The following is a 14,822-nucleotide window of genomic DNA, read 5'->3' on the forward strand; positions in this document are numbered from 1 at the left end:
GCGGGCCGAGGTGGAGCATCGCGACCCGGTCCGATTGCTCATCGGACGACGAGACGCAGATGTGATCTGTGATCACACGCCACGTTAGCGCAGTCGGAACCGGGATCCGAATCCCTACAATGAGCGCATGGCACTGCCCCCGCTCGACCCCGGCTCGCGGGTCGCCGACCGCGCATTCGAGGCGATCCACGCCGCGATCCTCGACGGCGACCTTCCGCCGGGCGCCCCTCTGCGCATCCGCTCGCTCGCCGACGAGCTCGGCACGAGCATGATGCCGGTGCGAGAGGCGATCCGCCGGCTCGAGGAGCAGGGGCTCATCGTCTCGAGCCCCTATCGCGGAGCCGTCGTCCGGGGCTTCACGCCCGGCGAGATGCTCGACGTCTACGCGGTCAGGCGCCTTCTGGAGGTCGAAGCCGCGCGTCTCGGGGCGTCGGATGCCGAGCGAGAGGAGACCGCGTTCCGGATGGAGGAGTCGTACGGGGCGGCTCGACGGGCGCTGGGGGAGGTCCGCGCCGCGGAGTACCTGGCGCGGGACGAGGAGATGCTGGAGACGCTGTATGCGGCGTCGCGCAACCTCGTGCTCGTCTCCTCGATCCGCGCCCTGTGGCACCGCTCGCGCGCCTACAAGCTCGTCGGGGTGCGCGAGTCCGTCGACGCGGGGGAGAGCGCGGCGCTGCTCGACTACCAGCCGGCCCTCATCGCCGCGGTGCGCTGCGGAGACGGCGCGCGCGCCGCCGAGGTCACCGCGTCTGCGATCGACGCCGCCATCGCGCGCATCGGCGGCGCGCTGACCGAGGCCGGATGACAGCGAAGGAGCCCGCTCCCCGAGGGGAGCGGGCTCCTTCCATCGCGTCAGCGCGTCACTCGGAGACGACCCAGTCGTACTGGTCGCCGTTCTCCTCGAGCCAGACGTCGATGGCCTCGTCGGCCTTGCCCTCGTACTGCTCGTCGGTGACGATCTCCTCGAGCGAGCCGTACTGGTCGTCGTCGAGCTTGATCTGCGCGACGAGCTCGGCGGCCTCGGGGAACTCCTCGGCGAAGCCGTCCTTGCCGAGGAAGTTCAGCGTCTCGGCCTCGCCCATCGCGCCCTTCGGGTCCTCGAGGTCCTTGACGGGGTAGGCGCTGTTCGCCCAGAAGGGGCGCCACAGCGTCACGACGATGTCCTCCTCGGCGGCGACCGCCGAGTCGAGCTCCGCGAGCATCGCCGCCGTGGACGAGGTGACGAGCTCGTACTCGCCATCGAGCTCGTACTCGGGGATCATCTTCTCCGCCGCCCCGGTGAGGCCCGCTCCCGGCTCGATGCCGATGATCTTGCCGTCGAACCGGTCGCCCTGGCCCTTGAGGTCCTCGATCGAGTCGATGTCGTCCATGTAGTCAGGGACGGCGATCGTGAGCACGGCGCCGTCGTAGTACGCGCCGAGATCCTCGATGCTGTCGCCGAACTGCTCCATGTACTCCGCGTGGGTGACCTCGGGCCAGCCCGACGGGTACATGTCGACGTCGCCCTGGGCGAGCGCGGTGTACAGCGGTCCCGCCTCGGTGAGCTCCTGCATCTCGACGTCGTAGCCGAGCTTGCCGAGCTGGTCCTCGAGCAGGTAGGCGGTGCTCAGCCCGTCCGTCCACGAGGGGAGGAAGCCGAGCGTGATCGTGCCCTTGTCGCCATCGCCTTCGCCGCTGCCGCCGCTGCCGCCGTCTGAGCTGCAGCCGGAGAGCACGAGGGCGCCGGCGGCGCCGATCGCGAGGATGCCGGTCAGGTGTCGCTTGTTCATGAGGTGTCCTTTCCTCCCGCGTGCTGTGTCGCGGGTGTAGGGGAAGCGCGTCCGAACGGAGCCGGGCGCAGAGCGGGTGAGCCCGCTCGATCTGAGGTGGATCACGGCGCGGCGCGGCGCATGGACTGCTGGGCCTGCCCGGCCTCCTGGCGCGCCTCCTCGTCGGCCGCGAGCTGCCGGCGCGCGTCGCGACGACGCGCGAGGATGCCGAGGAGCGACGAACGGTAGTCGGCGGGATTGCCCATCGCGGCGGTGACGCGGTCGAGGAAGACCGCGATGAACACGACGCAGAGGCCGGCCTCCGCGCCCTGCGCGACGTTGACGGTCGACACGGCCTGGACGACCTTCTGGCCCAGCCCGGGAGCACCGGCCATGCCGGCGATGACGGCCATCGACAGCGCGAGCATGATGACCTGGTTCACACCGGCCATGATGGTGCGCATCGCGAGGGGCAGCTGGATCCCGAACAGGATCTGACGCGGGGTCGCGCCGAACGCGTGCCCGGCCTCGACCGTGTCGGCGGCGACGCTGCGGATGCCCAGCTCCGTGAGGCGGACGCCAGGGGGGAGCGAGAAGATCACGGTCGCGATGACGCCGGGGACGAACCCGATGCTGAAGAACATGATGACCGGGATCAGGTACACGAAGGCCGGCATGGTCTGCATGAAGTCGAGCACCGGCTTGAGCACCGCGCTGACCGTGTCGTTGCGCGCCGCCCAGATGCCGAGCGGGATCGCGATCACGAGCGTCACGAGCGTCGCGATGAGGACGAGCGCGAGGGTCTGCATCGTCTCGTCCCATTGATCGACGCCGATGACGATCGCGAAGGTGATCACCGTGCCGACGGCGAGCTGCCATGAGCGGAACAGCCACGCGATGAGCGTCAGGACGACGATGATCGCGATGGCCGGCGGCGCGAGCAGCAGGTCGGCGAGTCCGTCGACGAGGAAGCTCACGACGGACGAGATGACGTCGAGCAGGCCCTTGAGATTGTCGCGGACCCAGTCGACGACGACGCTCACCCAGGAGCCGAACGGAACGCGGAAGCCCTCCATCAGCGCACCTCCCCCTTCTCGGCGGCGGGATCCTCGGATGCGGCGAGGACCTCGTCGATGACGTCGTTGGACAGCGGTGCGGTCGGCAGGGTGATCTCCTGGGTCTCCGAGCTGCTCGGCCCGAGAGCCGCGAGCAGGGTGATGCGGGGGATCACGCCCACGAGGCGCTCCTCCTCGTCGAGCACGGCGAGAGGCAGCGGGGTCTCAATCGCGGGGACGAAGATGTCCATCAGCACGTCGGTGTCGCGCACGGTCGCCGGGGCCGGCTTGATGCGGGAGGCGATCGAGCGCTCGCCCTTCTGCACGAGCCGCATGGCGTCGTGGTCGGTGATCATGCCGATGAGGTGGCGCTTCTCGTCCACGACGTAGGCCGCGCCGAGGAACGGATCGCGCATGGCGCGCAGCGCGACGCGCGGTCCGGCCTTCTGGTCGACCACGGGACGCGGGCGCTCCATGACGTTCGCGGCGGTCAGCACGCGCGTGCGGTCGACGTCCTGCACGAACTGCTCGACGTAGTCGTTCGCGGGGTCCGTGAGGATGTCCTCGGGCGAGCCGATCTGCACGATGCGGCCGTCGCGCATGACCGCGATCCGGTCGCCGAGGAACATCGCCTCGTTGAGGTCGTGCGTGATGAAGATGATGGTCTTGTTCAGCGTCTTCTGCAGATCGACGAGCTGCTCCTGCATCTCGCGGCGGATGAGCGGGTCGAGCGCGCTGAAGGCCTCGTCCATCAGGAGGATCTCGGCGTCGGAGGCGAGGGCGCGTGCGATGCCGACGCGCTGCTGCATGCCGCCGGACAGCTCGGACGGCAGCTTGCTGCCCCAGCCGCCGAGCCCCACGAGATCGAGGATCTCGTTCGCGCGCGCACGGCGCTGATCCCGGTCGACGCCGCGCAGCTCGAGCGGGTATGCGACGTTGTCGATGACGGTGCGGTGGGGGAGCAGCGCGAAGTGCTGGAACACCATCGAGACGTCGTCTCGACGGATCTCGCGCAGCTCCCGATCGGACACCTGCGTGATGTCCTTGCCCATGATCGTGATGGAGCCGGCCGTGGCGTCGTGCAGGCCGTTGACCATGCGGATGAGGGTGGACTTGCCCGAGCCGGACAGGCCCATCACGACGAAGATCTCTCCCCGTCGCACCTCGAAGGAGGCGTCGATGACGGCGGCTGTCGCGCCGTCGAGCTCGTCGCGCGGGGTCCCCGCGCGGAGTCGGTCAACTGCTTCGCGCTGCTTCCGGCCGAAGACCTTGTAGAGTCCCTCGGCTCGGACGAGCACATCATTCGGATTGTCGGTCACGTTCCCCTGCAACGAGCGCGGTCTGCGGCGCACCATGCGCGCTCGGCCCCTGTTCGAATCGTGAAGAGATGGTCAGCCTGCGGTCGTGTCGGACGCGTCGCCGCGGCGGTGTCGGAGACGTCGGGTTGCGCGTCGACGCCTCTTCAGCGGATACAGCCTACCCGCAGGATCAGGACTTTCTCGAAAATCGGTGATCAGCCCCGGGGTTTCGGGGGCGCTCGGGAGCCGTGAGGACCCCGAGCGGTCGCCGATAATGAGCCGTGGGCGCGTCGCTCGGCGCGCCCTCTCGAACGCGACGAAGGGACCGCAGGCGATGACGCGGATCCGCATCTCCCTCCCCATGCGCTGGGGCGATCAGGACGCCCTGGGGCACCTCAACAACGTGACCCTGCAGCAGCTTCTCGAGGAAGCGCGCATCCGCGCGCTGTGGCAGCACGAGGATGCCGAGCGGCGCCTGCCCTGCCAGGTGTTCGGGGAGGGCATGCTCGTCGACGGAGAGGGTCCGTATGCTCCCCTCATCGGGCGGCAGAGCGTGGAGTACCTCGCTCCCGTCGTCTACCGGCAGCTGCCCCTCGACATCGACGTCTGGTTCGGGCGCCTCGGCGGGGCCAGCGCGGATCTCTGCTACGAGATGTCGGGCATCGAGCGCGGGGAGCGGGTCGTCTACGCCCGGGGCATCACGACCATGGTGCTGACGGACGGCGAGACGATGCGTCCCGTGCGCCTGCCGCGAGTCGTCCGCGCGGCGTGGGAGCCGCTCGTGGAGGAGCCCGTGGCGCTGCGCGGGGCCTGAGGTCGGCGGGCGCTGGAGGAATTCTCCAACGCTTTCGGGGAAACGGGGGAGGATCGATACGATCCTGCTCCGTGAACGTGATCTGGCGCACCCTCCTGACACTCCTCCGCGCTCGTCTCCGCGTCCGCCGCGGCGAGGCGCTCGACGCCATCGACGTGGGGCGGATCCGCCTCACGACGCTGCCGACCGATCTCGACCTGCTGCGGCACATGAACAACGGCCGCTACCTGTCGCTGGTCGATCTCGGACGCTGGGACCTGCTCATCCGCACCGGCCTGTTCCACGCCATGAAGGAGCGGGACTGGTACGCCGTCGTGGCGAACGAGACCATCACGTTCCGCCGCTCCCTGCAGCTGTGGCAGCGCTTCGACGTCGAGACGCGCTTCGTCGGGTACGACGATCGGGCGCTGTTCCTCGAGCACCGCGTCGTCGTCGACGGGGAGGTCTTCGCTCGCGTGATCGTGCGGGCTCGGATGCTCCGCCGCTCCGGCGGCACGGTCCCGCACGACGAGCTCTTCGAGGCGCTGGGGCATCCCGAGGGCCTGCCGGGCGTGGACGGCTGGGTGCACGACTGGGCGCAGGCGTCGTCTCTCCCGTCGACGAAGAGGCCAGCGCCGAGCGTCTGGGAGTGAGGCCATCCCGCGCCTCGCGGCGCGGGATGGGGGAAGATGGAGAGCACACCCCATCCACCCTCGGGAGTCCCTCGCATGCCCATCACCCCCGGAGCATCGGCGCGAGCCGCCGTTCCCTTCTTCCAGGCCAACGCCGGCGTCGCGTATCTCGATTCGGCGGCGACGTCGCAGCGACCGGAGCGGGTGATCTCCGCCGAGGCCGACTTCGCGCGGCGCGACTACGCCGCGGTGCACCGCGGATCGAGCCTCGCCACGGGCGAGGCGACCTGGGCCTTCGAGAACGCGCGGGCCGCGGTGGCGCGGCTCGTCGGGGCCGGTGACAGGGAGATCGTCTGGGCAGAGAACGCGACCGACGCGCTGAACATGGTCGCCCTCGGCATGGCCGACGCATCCGCGGGGCTCGGGGGCGAGCGCTTCGCGCTGCGTCCCGGCGACGAGATCGTCGTGACCGAGGCGGAGCACCACGCCGACCTCATCCCATGGCAGCGCCTCGCCGCGCGCACGGGCGCGACGCTGCGCTGGGCGCCGGTCGACGAGCGAGGCGTCTGGACGCTCGACGGGCTGCGCGGGGTCGTCTCGCCCCGCACGCGGGTCATCGCGTTCTCGCACGTGTCGAATGTGACGGGCCTCATCGCGCCGGTCTCCGACGTCGTCGCGATCGCGCGCGAGGTCGGCGCGCTCACGGTGCTCGACGCGTGCCAGTCCGTTCCCCACCTCCCGGTCGATCTGCGGGGGCTCGGCGTCGATTTCGCGGCCTTCTCCGCGCACAAGATGCTCGGCCCGACGGGCATCGGCGCCCTCTACGGGCGCGATGAGCTGCTCGACGAGCTGCCCCCGGCCCGCACGGGGGGATCCACGATCACGACCGTCACGATGGAGCGCGCCGAGTTCCTTCCCGCGCCGCTCCGCTTCGAGGCGGGGACCCAGCCGGTCGCCCAGGCGATCGGGTTCGGCGCCGCGGCGGAGATGCTCTCCGAGATCGGCATGGACGCGGTCGCCGCGCACGAGCGCGAGCTCGCCGGCCTGCTCGTCGACGCGGTGAGCCGCGTGCCGGGGGTGCGTCTCGTCGGTCCCGAGCCGGGTCAGGAGCGCGCCGCGCTCGTCAGCTTCATCGTCGACGGCGTGCACGCGCACGACGTCGGCCAGTTCCTCGACGACAAGGAGATCACCGTGCGCACCGGACACCACTGCGCTCAGCCGCTGCACCGCGCCATGGGCGTCACCGCCACGACCCGCGCGAGCGCATCGATCTATACGATCCCCGACGAGGTCGCCCGCCTCGGCTCCGCCCTGTCCGACGTCCGCGGCTTCTTCGGAGCCGACCGATGAGCGGTCTGGAGGGGATGTACCAGGAGCTCATCCTGGATCACTCCCGCTCTCCCGAGGGCACGGGGGATCCGCATCAGCACCCCTACGTGCACCATGAGCTGAATCCCTCCTGCGGCGACGAGATCACGCTCGGCATCACCGTCGAGGACGACGTCATCACGGGGCTCGCGTGGGACGGCCAGGGGTGCAGCATCTCGATGTCGTCCGCGTCCATCATGAGCGAGCTGCTCACGGGCGCGACACGTCAGGAGGCCCTGGCGCGCATCGCCGAGTTCCGCGAGATGATGCGCTCCCGCGGCGCGGTGGAGCCGACGGAGGAGCTCGGCGACGCGGCCGCCTTCCGCAACACCGCCAAGTACGTCATGCGCATCAAGTGCGCCATGCTCGGCTGGGTGGCGCTCGAGGCGGACCTCCACGCGTCGCTCGTGAGCTAGCTCGCGGGCTCCGCGTCGTTCGGCACGCGGGCCATGATCTCCTGGGCGACGCTCGCGACGAGTACGCCTTTCTCCGTGAACAGGCGCCCCGTGCTCAGACCCCGCCCGCCCTGCGCGCTGGGCGACTCGGAGACGTACAGGAGCCACTCATCGGCCGGCGCGAAGCGGTGCCACCAGATCGCGTGGTCGAGGCTGGCCGTGCGCAGCCCCGGCGTGCGCCAGGAGATCCCGTGGGCGCGCAGCACCGACTCCTGGATCGTGAAGTCGGTCATGTAGGCGAGGACGGCGCGATGCAGGGCCGGGTCGCCGTCGAGGGGGCCGCGGATCCGCATCCACACGGCCTGGCGCGGTCGCGCGTCCGCCACCGACTGCCAGATGTCGCCCTCGACGTGGCGCGCCTCGATCGGGTTCGCCCGCAGCAGGGGGGAGCCGGGGTCCCCGGCCTCGATCTCCTCGGGGCGCGGCACGTCTGGCATGCCCTGCTGATGCTCCATCCCGGGATCCTCGTCCTGGTACGACACGATCGACGAGAAGATCGGCACGCCCGACTGGAAGGCGCGGACCCCGCGACGGGAGAACGAGCGGCCGTCGTGCATGCGGTCCACCGCGAACGTGATCGGCAGGTCCGGATCCCCCGGACGCAGGAAGTAGCCGTGCAGGGAGTGGGGGAAGCGGTCGTCCGGCACGGTCCTGGTCGCCGCCGTCACGGCCTGCGCGGCCACCTGGCCGCCGAACACGCGCCCGCCCGGCATCGGGTGTGATCGTCCCACGAACACGTCCTCCCGCGTGCGCGCCCCGGTGTCGTCGAGGTCGAGGATCTCGCGGAGCATGCGGACGGGGTCGTGGGGGAGGTCGAACGGTGTCACGGGGCTCCTCGCGCGCGGTCGGTTCGGCCGTCCGGACGGAGCCCGGGCGTGCGCTGGCGAATAGTCTAGGAGGGATGGCTCCTCGTCTCCTCCTCGCCGACTCCGACTCCGCCCGCGACGCGCTCACCTTCGCCGGGCGCGCGGCCCGCATCGGCGACGAGGGCGTCCGCCTGCAGGCGCGGGGCGGCATCCTCGCGATGACATCGGCCGCGCTCGCCCCGCGCGGGCTGCTGGATCGCACGCCGACCGTGCTCGCGATGCGCGTGCTCGCCGCCGACCCCGAGCTCGAATGCGATCTCGTCGTCTCGGAGCTCGCGGAGGCCGACGAGCCGCATGCGCTCTCCCTCCCCGACCAGGCGACCTCCCCGGCCTGGGCCGGCATCGCCCCGCCCCGCGCCGGATGGTCGCATGCGGGGGAGGTGCAGGCCTCGGTGCTCGCCAGCCGCGCGCAGTGGGGCATCGCGGCGGTCGCCCATCAGGTCCCGAACGACGCCGGCGAGGACGCGGTGCGCGCCGTGCGGGCCTCCGTCTGGGGGCAGCCGGACGACGACCTCGGCGGCCTGCCGCTCGGCGTGGCCTTCGCGGCGTTCTCGTTCGGCTTCATCGGCGGAGAGGAGACCGCGCGCGTGCTCAGGGCGGGGAGATGGACGCGCCTGACGCTCTCCCGGGGGCACGTGCTGTCGCGCGGACCCGCCGTCTCGGGGCTCACGCCGGTCCGCGAGGCCGGCGCGTCCTGAGCGGTCAGCGCTCGAAGGTGTTCACCATCGCGTACGCCGCGCGCTCCAGGTAGTCCCACAGGGTCGCCTCGTGGAGGGGCGACAGATCCAGCTCGTCCACCGCGACGCGCATGCAGCGCAGCCACCTGTCGCGGGCGTCGGGCGTGACGCGGAACGGCATGTGGCGCTGACGCAGCCGCGGGTGCCCGCGCTGCTCGCTGTACGTCGTCGGGCCGCCCCAGTACTGCTCGAGGAACAGCAGCAGACGCTCCGCCGCCGGACCGAGGTCCTCCTCGGGATACATCGGCTTCAGGACCTCGTCGTCCGCGACCTCGCGGTAGAAGACGTCGACGAGGCGGCGGAACGTCGGCCGGCCGCCACCTGCTCGTAGAAGGTGGGCGGCCCGCCGGTCGGCTGGATGCGGACCATCAGGCCTCGAGGGGCTCCTCGTCGGCCTCGGCGTCGCGCGCCTGCGCGGCCAGCGCGCGCTCGACGCCCGCGAGGTTCTCGGCGACGATGCGCCGGAGCGCGGCGGGCGCCTCCGCGTTCTCCGACAGCCAGGCGCGCGTCGCGTCGCGCAGCTCCGCGTTCGCGAGCGTCGCGGGGTAGAGCAGCTCGATCAGGTACGACGCGATCTGGAACGAGCGCTCCTGCCAGATCGGCAGCAGCATCGCGAAGTACGGCTCGACGAAGGCCGAGAGGTCGTCGCGGCTCGACGGGTGCACGAACCCGGCGCACGACGAGCGCACGAGCGTGTTCGGCATCGTGTCCTGCTCGATGAGCGCCGACCAGGCCGCCTGCTTGGCGTCGCGCCCCGGCAGCGCGGCGCGCGCCTGGGCGGCCGACTCGGCGCCCTTGGAGGTGTTGTCCTCCGCGAGCGCGCGCTCGACGTCCTCCGCCGTCGCGGCGCCGTTCGCCGCGAGCGAGACGAGGAGCTGCCACGACAGGTCGGCGTCGATCTCGAGGCCGTCGAAGGAGATCGATCCGTCGCGCAGGCCCGCGACGCGCTGGGCGTGCTCCGGGCGGGAGGCCGCCTGGGCGAATCCCGTCGCGAGCTGCAGCTGCAGGTCGCTGCCCGGCTCCGCGCGCTCGAGGAGGCGCCAGAGGCTGTCGGCGACCCGCGAGCGCTGCGAGGCGCGCGTGTCGGGGGTCACGTAGGCGTCGGCGGCGAGGCGCAGCTGCTGCAGCGTCGTGCGGATCGTGGTCGACTCGGTCTCCGCGCCGATCGCGCCGAGCGCGAGCTCGATGTAGTCGCGCGCGGCCATCTCGCCGTCGCGGGTCATGTCCCACGCGGCGCCCCAGACGAGCGAGCGGGCGAGGGGATCCGCGATGTCGGCGAGGTGCGCGATCGCGGTGTCGAGGCTCTTCCGGTCGAGGCGGATCTTCGCGTAGGCGAGGTCGCCGTCGTTGAGGAGGATGAGATCCGGGCGGCGGCGGCCGACGAGCGAGGGGATCTCGGTGAGGTCGCCGTCGACGTCCACCTCGATCGCGTGGGTGCGGGTGAGCGCGCCGTCGACGAGGTCGTAGAAGCCGATGCCCATGCGGTGCGGGCGGATCGTCGGGTGGTCGCTCGGCGCGGTCTGCAGCACGGCGAAGCGGGTGATGTTCCCGTCGACGTCTTCGTCCACGGCCGGGGTGAGCGTGTTCACGCCCGCCGTCTCGAGCCACTTGGCCGACCAGGTCGCGAGGTCGCGGCCGCTCGTCTTCTCGAGCTCCGCGAACAGGTCGTCGCGCGTCGTGTTCTGGTAGGCGTGGGCGCGGAAGTAGGCGCCGACGCCGGCGAAGAACTCGTCGATCCCCACGTAGGCCGCGAGCTGCTTGAGCACGGAGCCGCCCTTGGCGTAGGTGATGCCGTCGAAGTTCACCTGCACGTCCTCGAGGTCGCGGATCTCGGCGACGACGGGGTGGGTCGACGGCAGCTGGTCCTGGCGGTAGGCCCAGGTCTTCTCCATCGCGTTGAACGTCGTCCAGGCGCCGGTCCACTCGGTGGCCTCGGCCGTCGCGATCGTCGAGGCCCACTCGGCGAACGACTCGTTGAGCCAGAGGTCGTTCCACCACTTCATCGTGACGAGATCGCCGAACCACATGTGGGCGAGCTCGTGCAGGATCGTGACGACGAGGCGCTCGCGCACCGCGTCGGTGACCTTGCCGCGGAACACGTAGCTCTCCGTGAAGGTGACGGCTCCCGCGTTCTCCATGGCGCCCGCGTTGAACTCGGGCACGAAGAGCTGGTCGTACTTCGCGAAGGGGTAGGGCACGCCGAACTTCTCCTCGAAGAACGCGAAGCCCTGCTTGGTCTTGGCGAAGATGTCGTCGGCGTCGATGAACGGCCAGAGGCTCTTCCGGGCGAACACGCCGAGGGGGATGACCCGCCCCTCGCTGTTCGTCAGCTCGTCGCGCACCTGCTCGTACGGGCCGGCGACGAGCGCGGTGATGTAGGAGGACATCCGCGGCGTCGGCTCGAAGCCCCACGTCGAGGTGCCGCCCTCCTCGTGCGCGATCGGCTCGGGCGTCGGCTGGTTCGAGACGACGGTCCACTCGGAGGGAGCGGTGACCGTGAACTGGAACGTCGCCTTGAGGTCGGGCTGCTCGAAGACCGCGAACACGCGGCGGGAGTCGGGCACCTCGAACTGCGTGTAGAGGTAGACCTCTCCGTCGACCGGGTCGACGAAGCGGTGCAGGCCCTCGCCGGAGTTCGTGTACTCGCAGTCGGCGTCGATGACGAGCTCGTTCTCCTCCTGCAGGTCGTGGAGGAGCACGCGCGAGTCGGCGAAGACGTCGGCGGGGTCGAGCTCGCGCCCGTTGAGCGTGACCTCGCGCACGTCGCGGGCGATGAGGTCGATGAACGTGCTCGCACCGGCGCGGCCGCCGAAGCGCACGACGCTGCGCGAGCCGAACACCTCGCCGCCCTTGGTGAGGTCGAGGGCGATCTCGTAGCTGTGGGTCTCGACGACGGCGCGGCGTTCCTCCGCCTCGAGGCGGGTGAGGTTCTCTCCAGGCACTGTGGCTGCTCCCATGAAGTTGTTCGGGGGAAGGACCCGGAGCACGCGATGGGCCCAGGGCAACTGGTACAGCCTACGCGCTCGATCGGTCCGCCGGATGGGAGTCTCGTGTCCCCGGCCGCGCTCGGGCCGGTCACAGGACGCGGAGTGGGACAATCGGATCCGTGAGCATCGAGGCGCCGCAGACGGCACAGCAGACAGAACCGACCGTTCTCCACGCATCCCCCGCGGCCCGCTCGGGAGCGCCCTTCGTGGAGACGCCGGTCGCATACGATGCGATCGTCCTCGCGAGCTTCGGCGGCCCCGAGGGGCAGGACGACGTGATCCCGTTCCTCCGCAACGTCACGCGAGGCCGGGGCATCCCCGACGAGCGGCTGGAGGAGGTGGCGACGCACTACCGCCACTTCGGCGGGGTGAGCCCGATCAACGAGCAGAACCGCGCGCTGAAGGCGGCTCTCGAGGAGGAGATCGCGCGCCGCGGACTCGACCTGCCGATCTACTGGGGCAACCGCAACTGGCATCCGTTCCTCGAGGACGCCGTCTCGCAGGCCCACGCCGACGGTCACCGCACGCTCCTCGCGCTGGCGACGAGCGCCTACAGCTCGTACTCGAGCGACCGCCAGTACCGCGAGGACTTCGCCCGCGTGCTCGGGTCGGACGAGGGCGGCACGGGCCTCGGCGAGGGCGACGACCCCGTCACGATCGACAAGGTGCGCCTCTTCTTCGACCACCCGGGCTTCGTGGAGCCCTTCTACGAGGGCGTGCGCGACGCGGTCGGGAGGTGGCTCGACGACGGATACGCGGCGAGCGGGATCCGCCTGCTCTTCTCGACCCACTCGATCCCCACGGGAGACGCCCAGCGCTCGGGACCGCGCGACCGCGACTTCGGAGAGGGCGGCGCGTACGAGGCGCAGCACCGGGCGGTCGCGGCGCACATCGTCGAGCGCCTGCGCGCCGAGCTCCCGCAGGCGCAGGACGTCGACTGGAACCTCGTGTTCCAGTCGCGCTCCGGCCCTCCCTCGCAGCCGTGGCTCGAGCCCGACGTGAACGACGTGATCGCCGAGCTGCCCGCTCAGGGCGTGCGCGCGGTGGCCGTGGTGCCGCTCGGCTTCGTCAGCGACCACATGGAGGTCCTCTGGGATCTCGACAACGAGGCGAAGCAGTCGGCAGCCGAGGCGGGGCTCGATTTCGTCCGTACGCGCACCCCCGGGGTCCACCCCGCGTTCGTCCGCGGTCTCGTCGACCTCATCGAGGAGCGCCTCGACGGCACGCCGGCCGCCGAGCGCCCGCACGTCACCGACCTCGGGCCGTGGTTCGACGTCTCCCGCCCCGGCGACTGCGAGAACGCCCGCCTCGGGTTCCGTCCTGCCGCCGCGGGCATCGCCCCGTGAGCGCGGCGCGCTGAATAGGGGAGAATCGGTTTCCATGCGCATCCACATCGCCACCGACCACGCCGGCCTCGAGTTCTCGACCCGCCTGCAGGACGAGCTCGCGGCCCGCGGCCACCAGATCGTCGACCACGGACCCGTCGCGTACGACGCCGTCGACGACTACCCCGCCTTCTGCATCCGCGCCGCGCAGGCCGTCGTCGCCGACCAGCGCGCCGGCGTCGAGGCGCTGGGCGTCGTCTTCGGCGGATCCGGCAACGGCGAGCAGATCGCCGCGAACAAGGTCGAGGGCGTCCGCGCGGCGCTCGTGTGGAACCTCTCGACGGCGGAGCTCGCCCGGGAGCACAACGACGCGAACGTCATCTCGATCGGCGCCAGGCAGCACGCGTTCGACGAGGTGCTGAGCTTCATCGAGCGGTTCGTCGAGACGCCCTTCTCCGGCGATGAACGGCACGTGCGCCGGATCGGCCAGATCGCCTCGTTCGAGAGGGACGGATCGCTCGTCGACGGCCCCGCGCCGCGCGCGAGGGGCTGAGATGCCGGAGGGGCACTCCGTCCACCGGATCGCGCGCCAGTTCGACCGCAACTTCACGGGCCGCGCCGTCGCGGTCTCGAGCCCCCAGGGGCGGTTCGCCGACGGCGCCGCGATGCTCGACGGCCGCGCATTGACGACGGCGCTCGCGGTCGGCAAGCAGATGTTCCTCGAGTTCGAGGACGACCTGTGGCTGCGCGTCCACCTCGGGCTCTACGGCGCGTGGGACTTCGCGGGGGAGATCCTCGTCGATCCCACGATCGCGTCGGCGAACGGCCGGATGGGGCAGACGAACCAGCGCGGCACGGACCTCGGCGACGAGTCGGTCCTCGACGACGCGGGGGAGAACTCGCTCGCCTCGATCGGCGCGCCCCGGAGGACCCGCGGCCGCGTGCGCATGTCCGAGCAGACGAAGAGCGTGGCGGACGATGACCTCCCGTGGCCGCCTCCCGTGGTCGGGCAGGTGCGGGCGCGCCTCATGACCGACGCGACCTGCGCGGACCTGCGCGGGCCGACGGCCTGCGCGGTCGAGTCGCCCGCGCAGATCCGCGCGGTGATGGAGCGTCTGGGGCCGGACCCGCTCGTCGGCGATCCGGCCGAGAACGAGGAGCGCTTCGTCGCGGCCGTCCGCCGCCGGGGCGTCGCGATCGGCCAGCTGCTCATGGACCAGCAGGTCGTGAGCGGCATCGGCAACGTCTACCGCGCCGAGATGCTGTTCCGCGCGCGCCTCAACCCGCACACGCCGGGGAAGGCCGTGCCGGAGGAGATCGTGCGCGAGCTGTGGCGCGACTGGGTCCGGCTGCTGCGCGTCGGCGTCGAGGTCGGTCAGATGATGACCATGGACGACCTCGATCCGGAGGCGTGGCGGCGAGCCATGTCCTCCCGCGACGACCGACACTGGGTCTACCATCGCGCGGGGCTGCCCTGTCGCGTGTGCGGCACCGAGATCGTGCTCGAGGAGATGCAGGCGCGCAAGCTGTACTGGTGCCCGCTCTGTCAGAAGTAGGA

Annotated in this window: 14 protein-coding genes and 1 pseudogene; 9 read left to right on the forward strand and 6 right to left on the reverse strand. The window is 71.1% G+C overall.

Annotation, left to right across the window (positions count from 1 at the left end):
* Nucleotides 1–127 precede the first annotated feature (127 nt).
* A complete protein-coding gene (locus NHL53_RS02560) occupies nt 128–805 on the forward strand; it encodes a GntR family transcriptional regulator (protein ID WP_433774841.1) in 678 nt (225 codons plus the stop codon).
* 55 nt (nt 806–860) lie between these two features.
* Here NHL53_RS02560 and NHL53_RS02565 read toward each other — a convergent pair whose 3' ends face one another.
* The 3 genes from NHL53_RS02565 to NHL53_RS02575 form a co-directional block, all read right to left on the reverse strand.
* Complete coding sequence (locus tag NHL53_RS02565; RefSeq protein WP_433774843.1) at nt 861–1,769, reverse strand: glycine betaine ABC transporter substrate-binding protein; 909 nt, start codon at nt 1,767–1,769, stop codon at nt 861–863.
* Between the two features lie 101 nt (nt 1,770–1,870).
* Entirely contained in the window at nt 1,871–2,824 is a 954-nt protein-coding gene (locus NHL53_RS02570; protein WP_433774845.1) for an ABC transporter permease, read from the reverse strand.
* Nucleotides 2,824–4,158 (reverse strand): quaternary amine ABC transporter ATP-binding protein, encoded by a 1,335-nt coding sequence (locus NHL53_RS02575; RefSeq protein WP_433774848.1) that lies wholly within the window; start codon nt 4,156–4,158, stop codon nt 2,824–2,826. Before NHL53_RS02575 ends, NHL53_RS02570 begins: the two co-directional genes overlap by 1 nt.
* 277 nt (nt 4,159–4,435) lie before the next feature.
* Between NHL53_RS02575 and NHL53_RS02580 the strand changes: the two genes are divergently transcribed.
* The 4 genes from NHL53_RS02580 (at nt 4,436) to sufU (ending at nt 7,310) form a co-directional block, all read left to right on the forward strand.
* On the forward strand, nt 4,436–4,915 hold the full coding sequence (locus tag NHL53_RS02580) for an acyl-CoA thioesterase (protein WP_433774851.1): 480 nt from the start codon (nt 4,436–4,438) through the stop codon (nt 4,913–4,915).
* A gap of 71 nt (nt 4,916–4,986) precedes the next feature.
* Nucleotides 4,987–5,547: an acyl-CoA thioesterase gene (locus NHL53_RS02585; RefSeq protein WP_433774853.1), complete on the forward strand. Its 561-nt coding sequence runs from the start codon at nt 4,987–4,989 to the stop codon at nt 5,545–5,547.
* A gap of 75 nt (nt 5,548–5,622) precedes the next feature.
* Nucleotides 5,623–6,876, forward strand: coding sequence for an aminotransferase class V-fold PLP-dependent enzyme (locus tag NHL53_RS02590; protein WP_433774856.1), 1,254 nt, complete (start codon nt 5,623–5,625; stop codon nt 6,874–6,876).
* Nucleotides 6,873–7,310 (forward strand): Fe-S cluster assembly sulfur transfer protein SufU, encoded by a 438-nt coding sequence (gene sufU, locus NHL53_RS02595; RefSeq protein WP_433774858.1) that lies wholly within the window; start codon nt 6,873–6,875, stop codon nt 7,308–7,310. The genes NHL53_RS02590 and sufU overlap by 4 nt, the downstream gene beginning before the upstream one ends.
* Here the strand turns inward: sufU and NHL53_RS02600 are convergent.
* On the reverse strand, nt 7,307–8,140 hold the full coding sequence (locus NHL53_RS02600; protein WP_433774979.1) for an acyl-CoA thioesterase: 834 nt from the start codon (nt 8,138–8,140) through the stop codon (nt 7,307–7,309). The two genes, sufU and NHL53_RS02600, sit on opposite strands and share 4 nt — an antisense overlap.
* A gap of 110 nt (nt 8,141–8,250) precedes the next feature.
* Here NHL53_RS02600 and NHL53_RS02605 point away from each other — a divergent pair, with 110 nt between their 5' ends.
* Entirely contained in the window at nt 8,251–8,913 is a 663-nt protein-coding gene (locus tag NHL53_RS02605; protein WP_433774860.1) for a hypothetical protein, read from the forward strand.
* Nucleotides 8,914–8,917: 4 nt separating this feature from the next.
* Here NHL53_RS02605 and NHL53_RS02610 read toward each other — a convergent pair.
* A pseudogene (locus tag NHL53_RS02610) lies at nt 8,918–9,321 on the reverse strand (globin).
* Nucleotides 9,321–11,894 carry an aminopeptidase N gene (pepN, locus tag NHL53_RS02615; protein ID WP_433774862.1) on the reverse strand — a complete coding sequence of 858 codons (2,574 nt, stop codon included), beginning with the start codon at nt 11,892–11,894 and terminating at the stop codon, nt 9,321–9,323. The pseudogene NHL53_RS02610 and the gene pepN overlap by 1 nt, the downstream one beginning before the upstream one ends.
* A gap of 164 nt (nt 11,895–12,058) precedes the next feature.
* Here pepN and NHL53_RS02620 point away from each other — a divergent pair, with 164 nt between their 5' ends.
* From NHL53_RS02620 to NHL53_RS02630, 3 genes are read left to right on the forward strand one after another with little or no spacing between them, the layout of a single operon-like run.
* A complete protein-coding gene (locus NHL53_RS02620) occupies nt 12,059–13,285 on the forward strand; it encodes a ferrochelatase (protein WP_433774864.1) in 1,227 nt (408 codons plus the stop codon).
* Nucleotides 13,286–13,319: 34 nt separating this feature from the next.
* The gene (locus NHL53_RS02625) at nt 13,320–13,817 is read left to right on the forward strand and encodes a ribose-5-phosphate isomerase (protein ID WP_433774866.1); all 498 of its coding nucleotides are present in this window, start codon (nt 13,320–13,322) and stop codon (nt 13,815–13,817) included.
* Between the two features lies 1 nt (nt 13,818).
* Nucleotides 13,819–14,820: an Fpg/Nei family DNA glycosylase gene (locus NHL53_RS02630; protein ID WP_433774868.1), complete on the forward strand. Its 1,002-nt coding sequence runs from the start codon at nt 13,819–13,821 to the stop codon at nt 14,818–14,820.
* Nucleotides 14,821–14,822 lie beyond the last annotated feature (2 nt).

Source organism: Microbacterium sp. gxy059 (genome assembly GCF_050958665.1).
In the GTDB taxonomy this organism is placed as follows: domain Bacteria; phylum Actinomycetota; class Actinomycetes; order Actinomycetales; family Microbacteriaceae; genus Microbacterium.

Bases quoted from the DNA above. Each gene is read 5' to 3' on its own strand.
- NHL53_RS02580 (WP_433774851.1), top strand. From the start codon at position 4,436: ATGACGCGGATCCGCATCTCCCTCCCCATGCGCTGGGGCGATCAGGAC.
- NHL53_RS02560 (WP_433774841.1), top strand. From the start codon at position 128: ATGGCACTGCCCCCGCTCGACCCCGGCTCGCGGGTCGCCGACCGCGCA.
- NHL53_RS02575 (WP_433774848.1), bottom strand. From the start codon at position 4,158: ATGGTGCGCCGCAGACCGCGCTCGTTGCAGGGGAACGTGACCGACAAT.
- NHL53_RS02590 (WP_433774856.1), top strand. From the start codon at position 5,623: ATGCCCATCACCCCCGGAGCATCGGCGCGAGCCGCCGTTCCCTTCTTC.
- NHL53_RS02600 (WP_433774979.1), bottom strand. From the start codon at position 8,140: ATGCTCCGCGAGATCCTCGACCTCGACGACACCGGGGCGCGCACGCGG.
- NHL53_RS02565 (WP_433774843.1), bottom strand. From the start codon at position 1,769: ATGAACAAGCGACACCTGACCGGCATCCTCGCGATCGGCGCCGCCGGC.
- NHL53_RS02630 (WP_433774868.1), top strand. From the start codon at position 13,819: ATGCCGGAGGGGCACTCCGTCCACCGGATCGCGCGCCAGTTCGACCGC.
- NHL53_RS02605 (WP_433774860.1), top strand. From the start codon at position 8,251: ATGGCTCCTCGTCTCCTCCTCGCCGACTCCGACTCCGCCCGCGACGCG.
- sufU (WP_433774858.1), top strand. From the start codon at position 6,873: ATGAGCGGTCTGGAGGGGATGTACCAGGAGCTCATCCTGGATCACTCC.
- NHL53_RS02625 (WP_433774866.1), top strand. From the start codon at position 13,320: ATGCGCATCCACATCGCCACCGACCACGCCGGCCTCGAGTTCTCGACC.
- NHL53_RS02570 (WP_433774845.1), bottom strand. From the start codon at position 2,824: ATGGAGGGCTTCCGCGTTCCGTTCGGCTCCTGGGTGAGCGTCGTCGTC.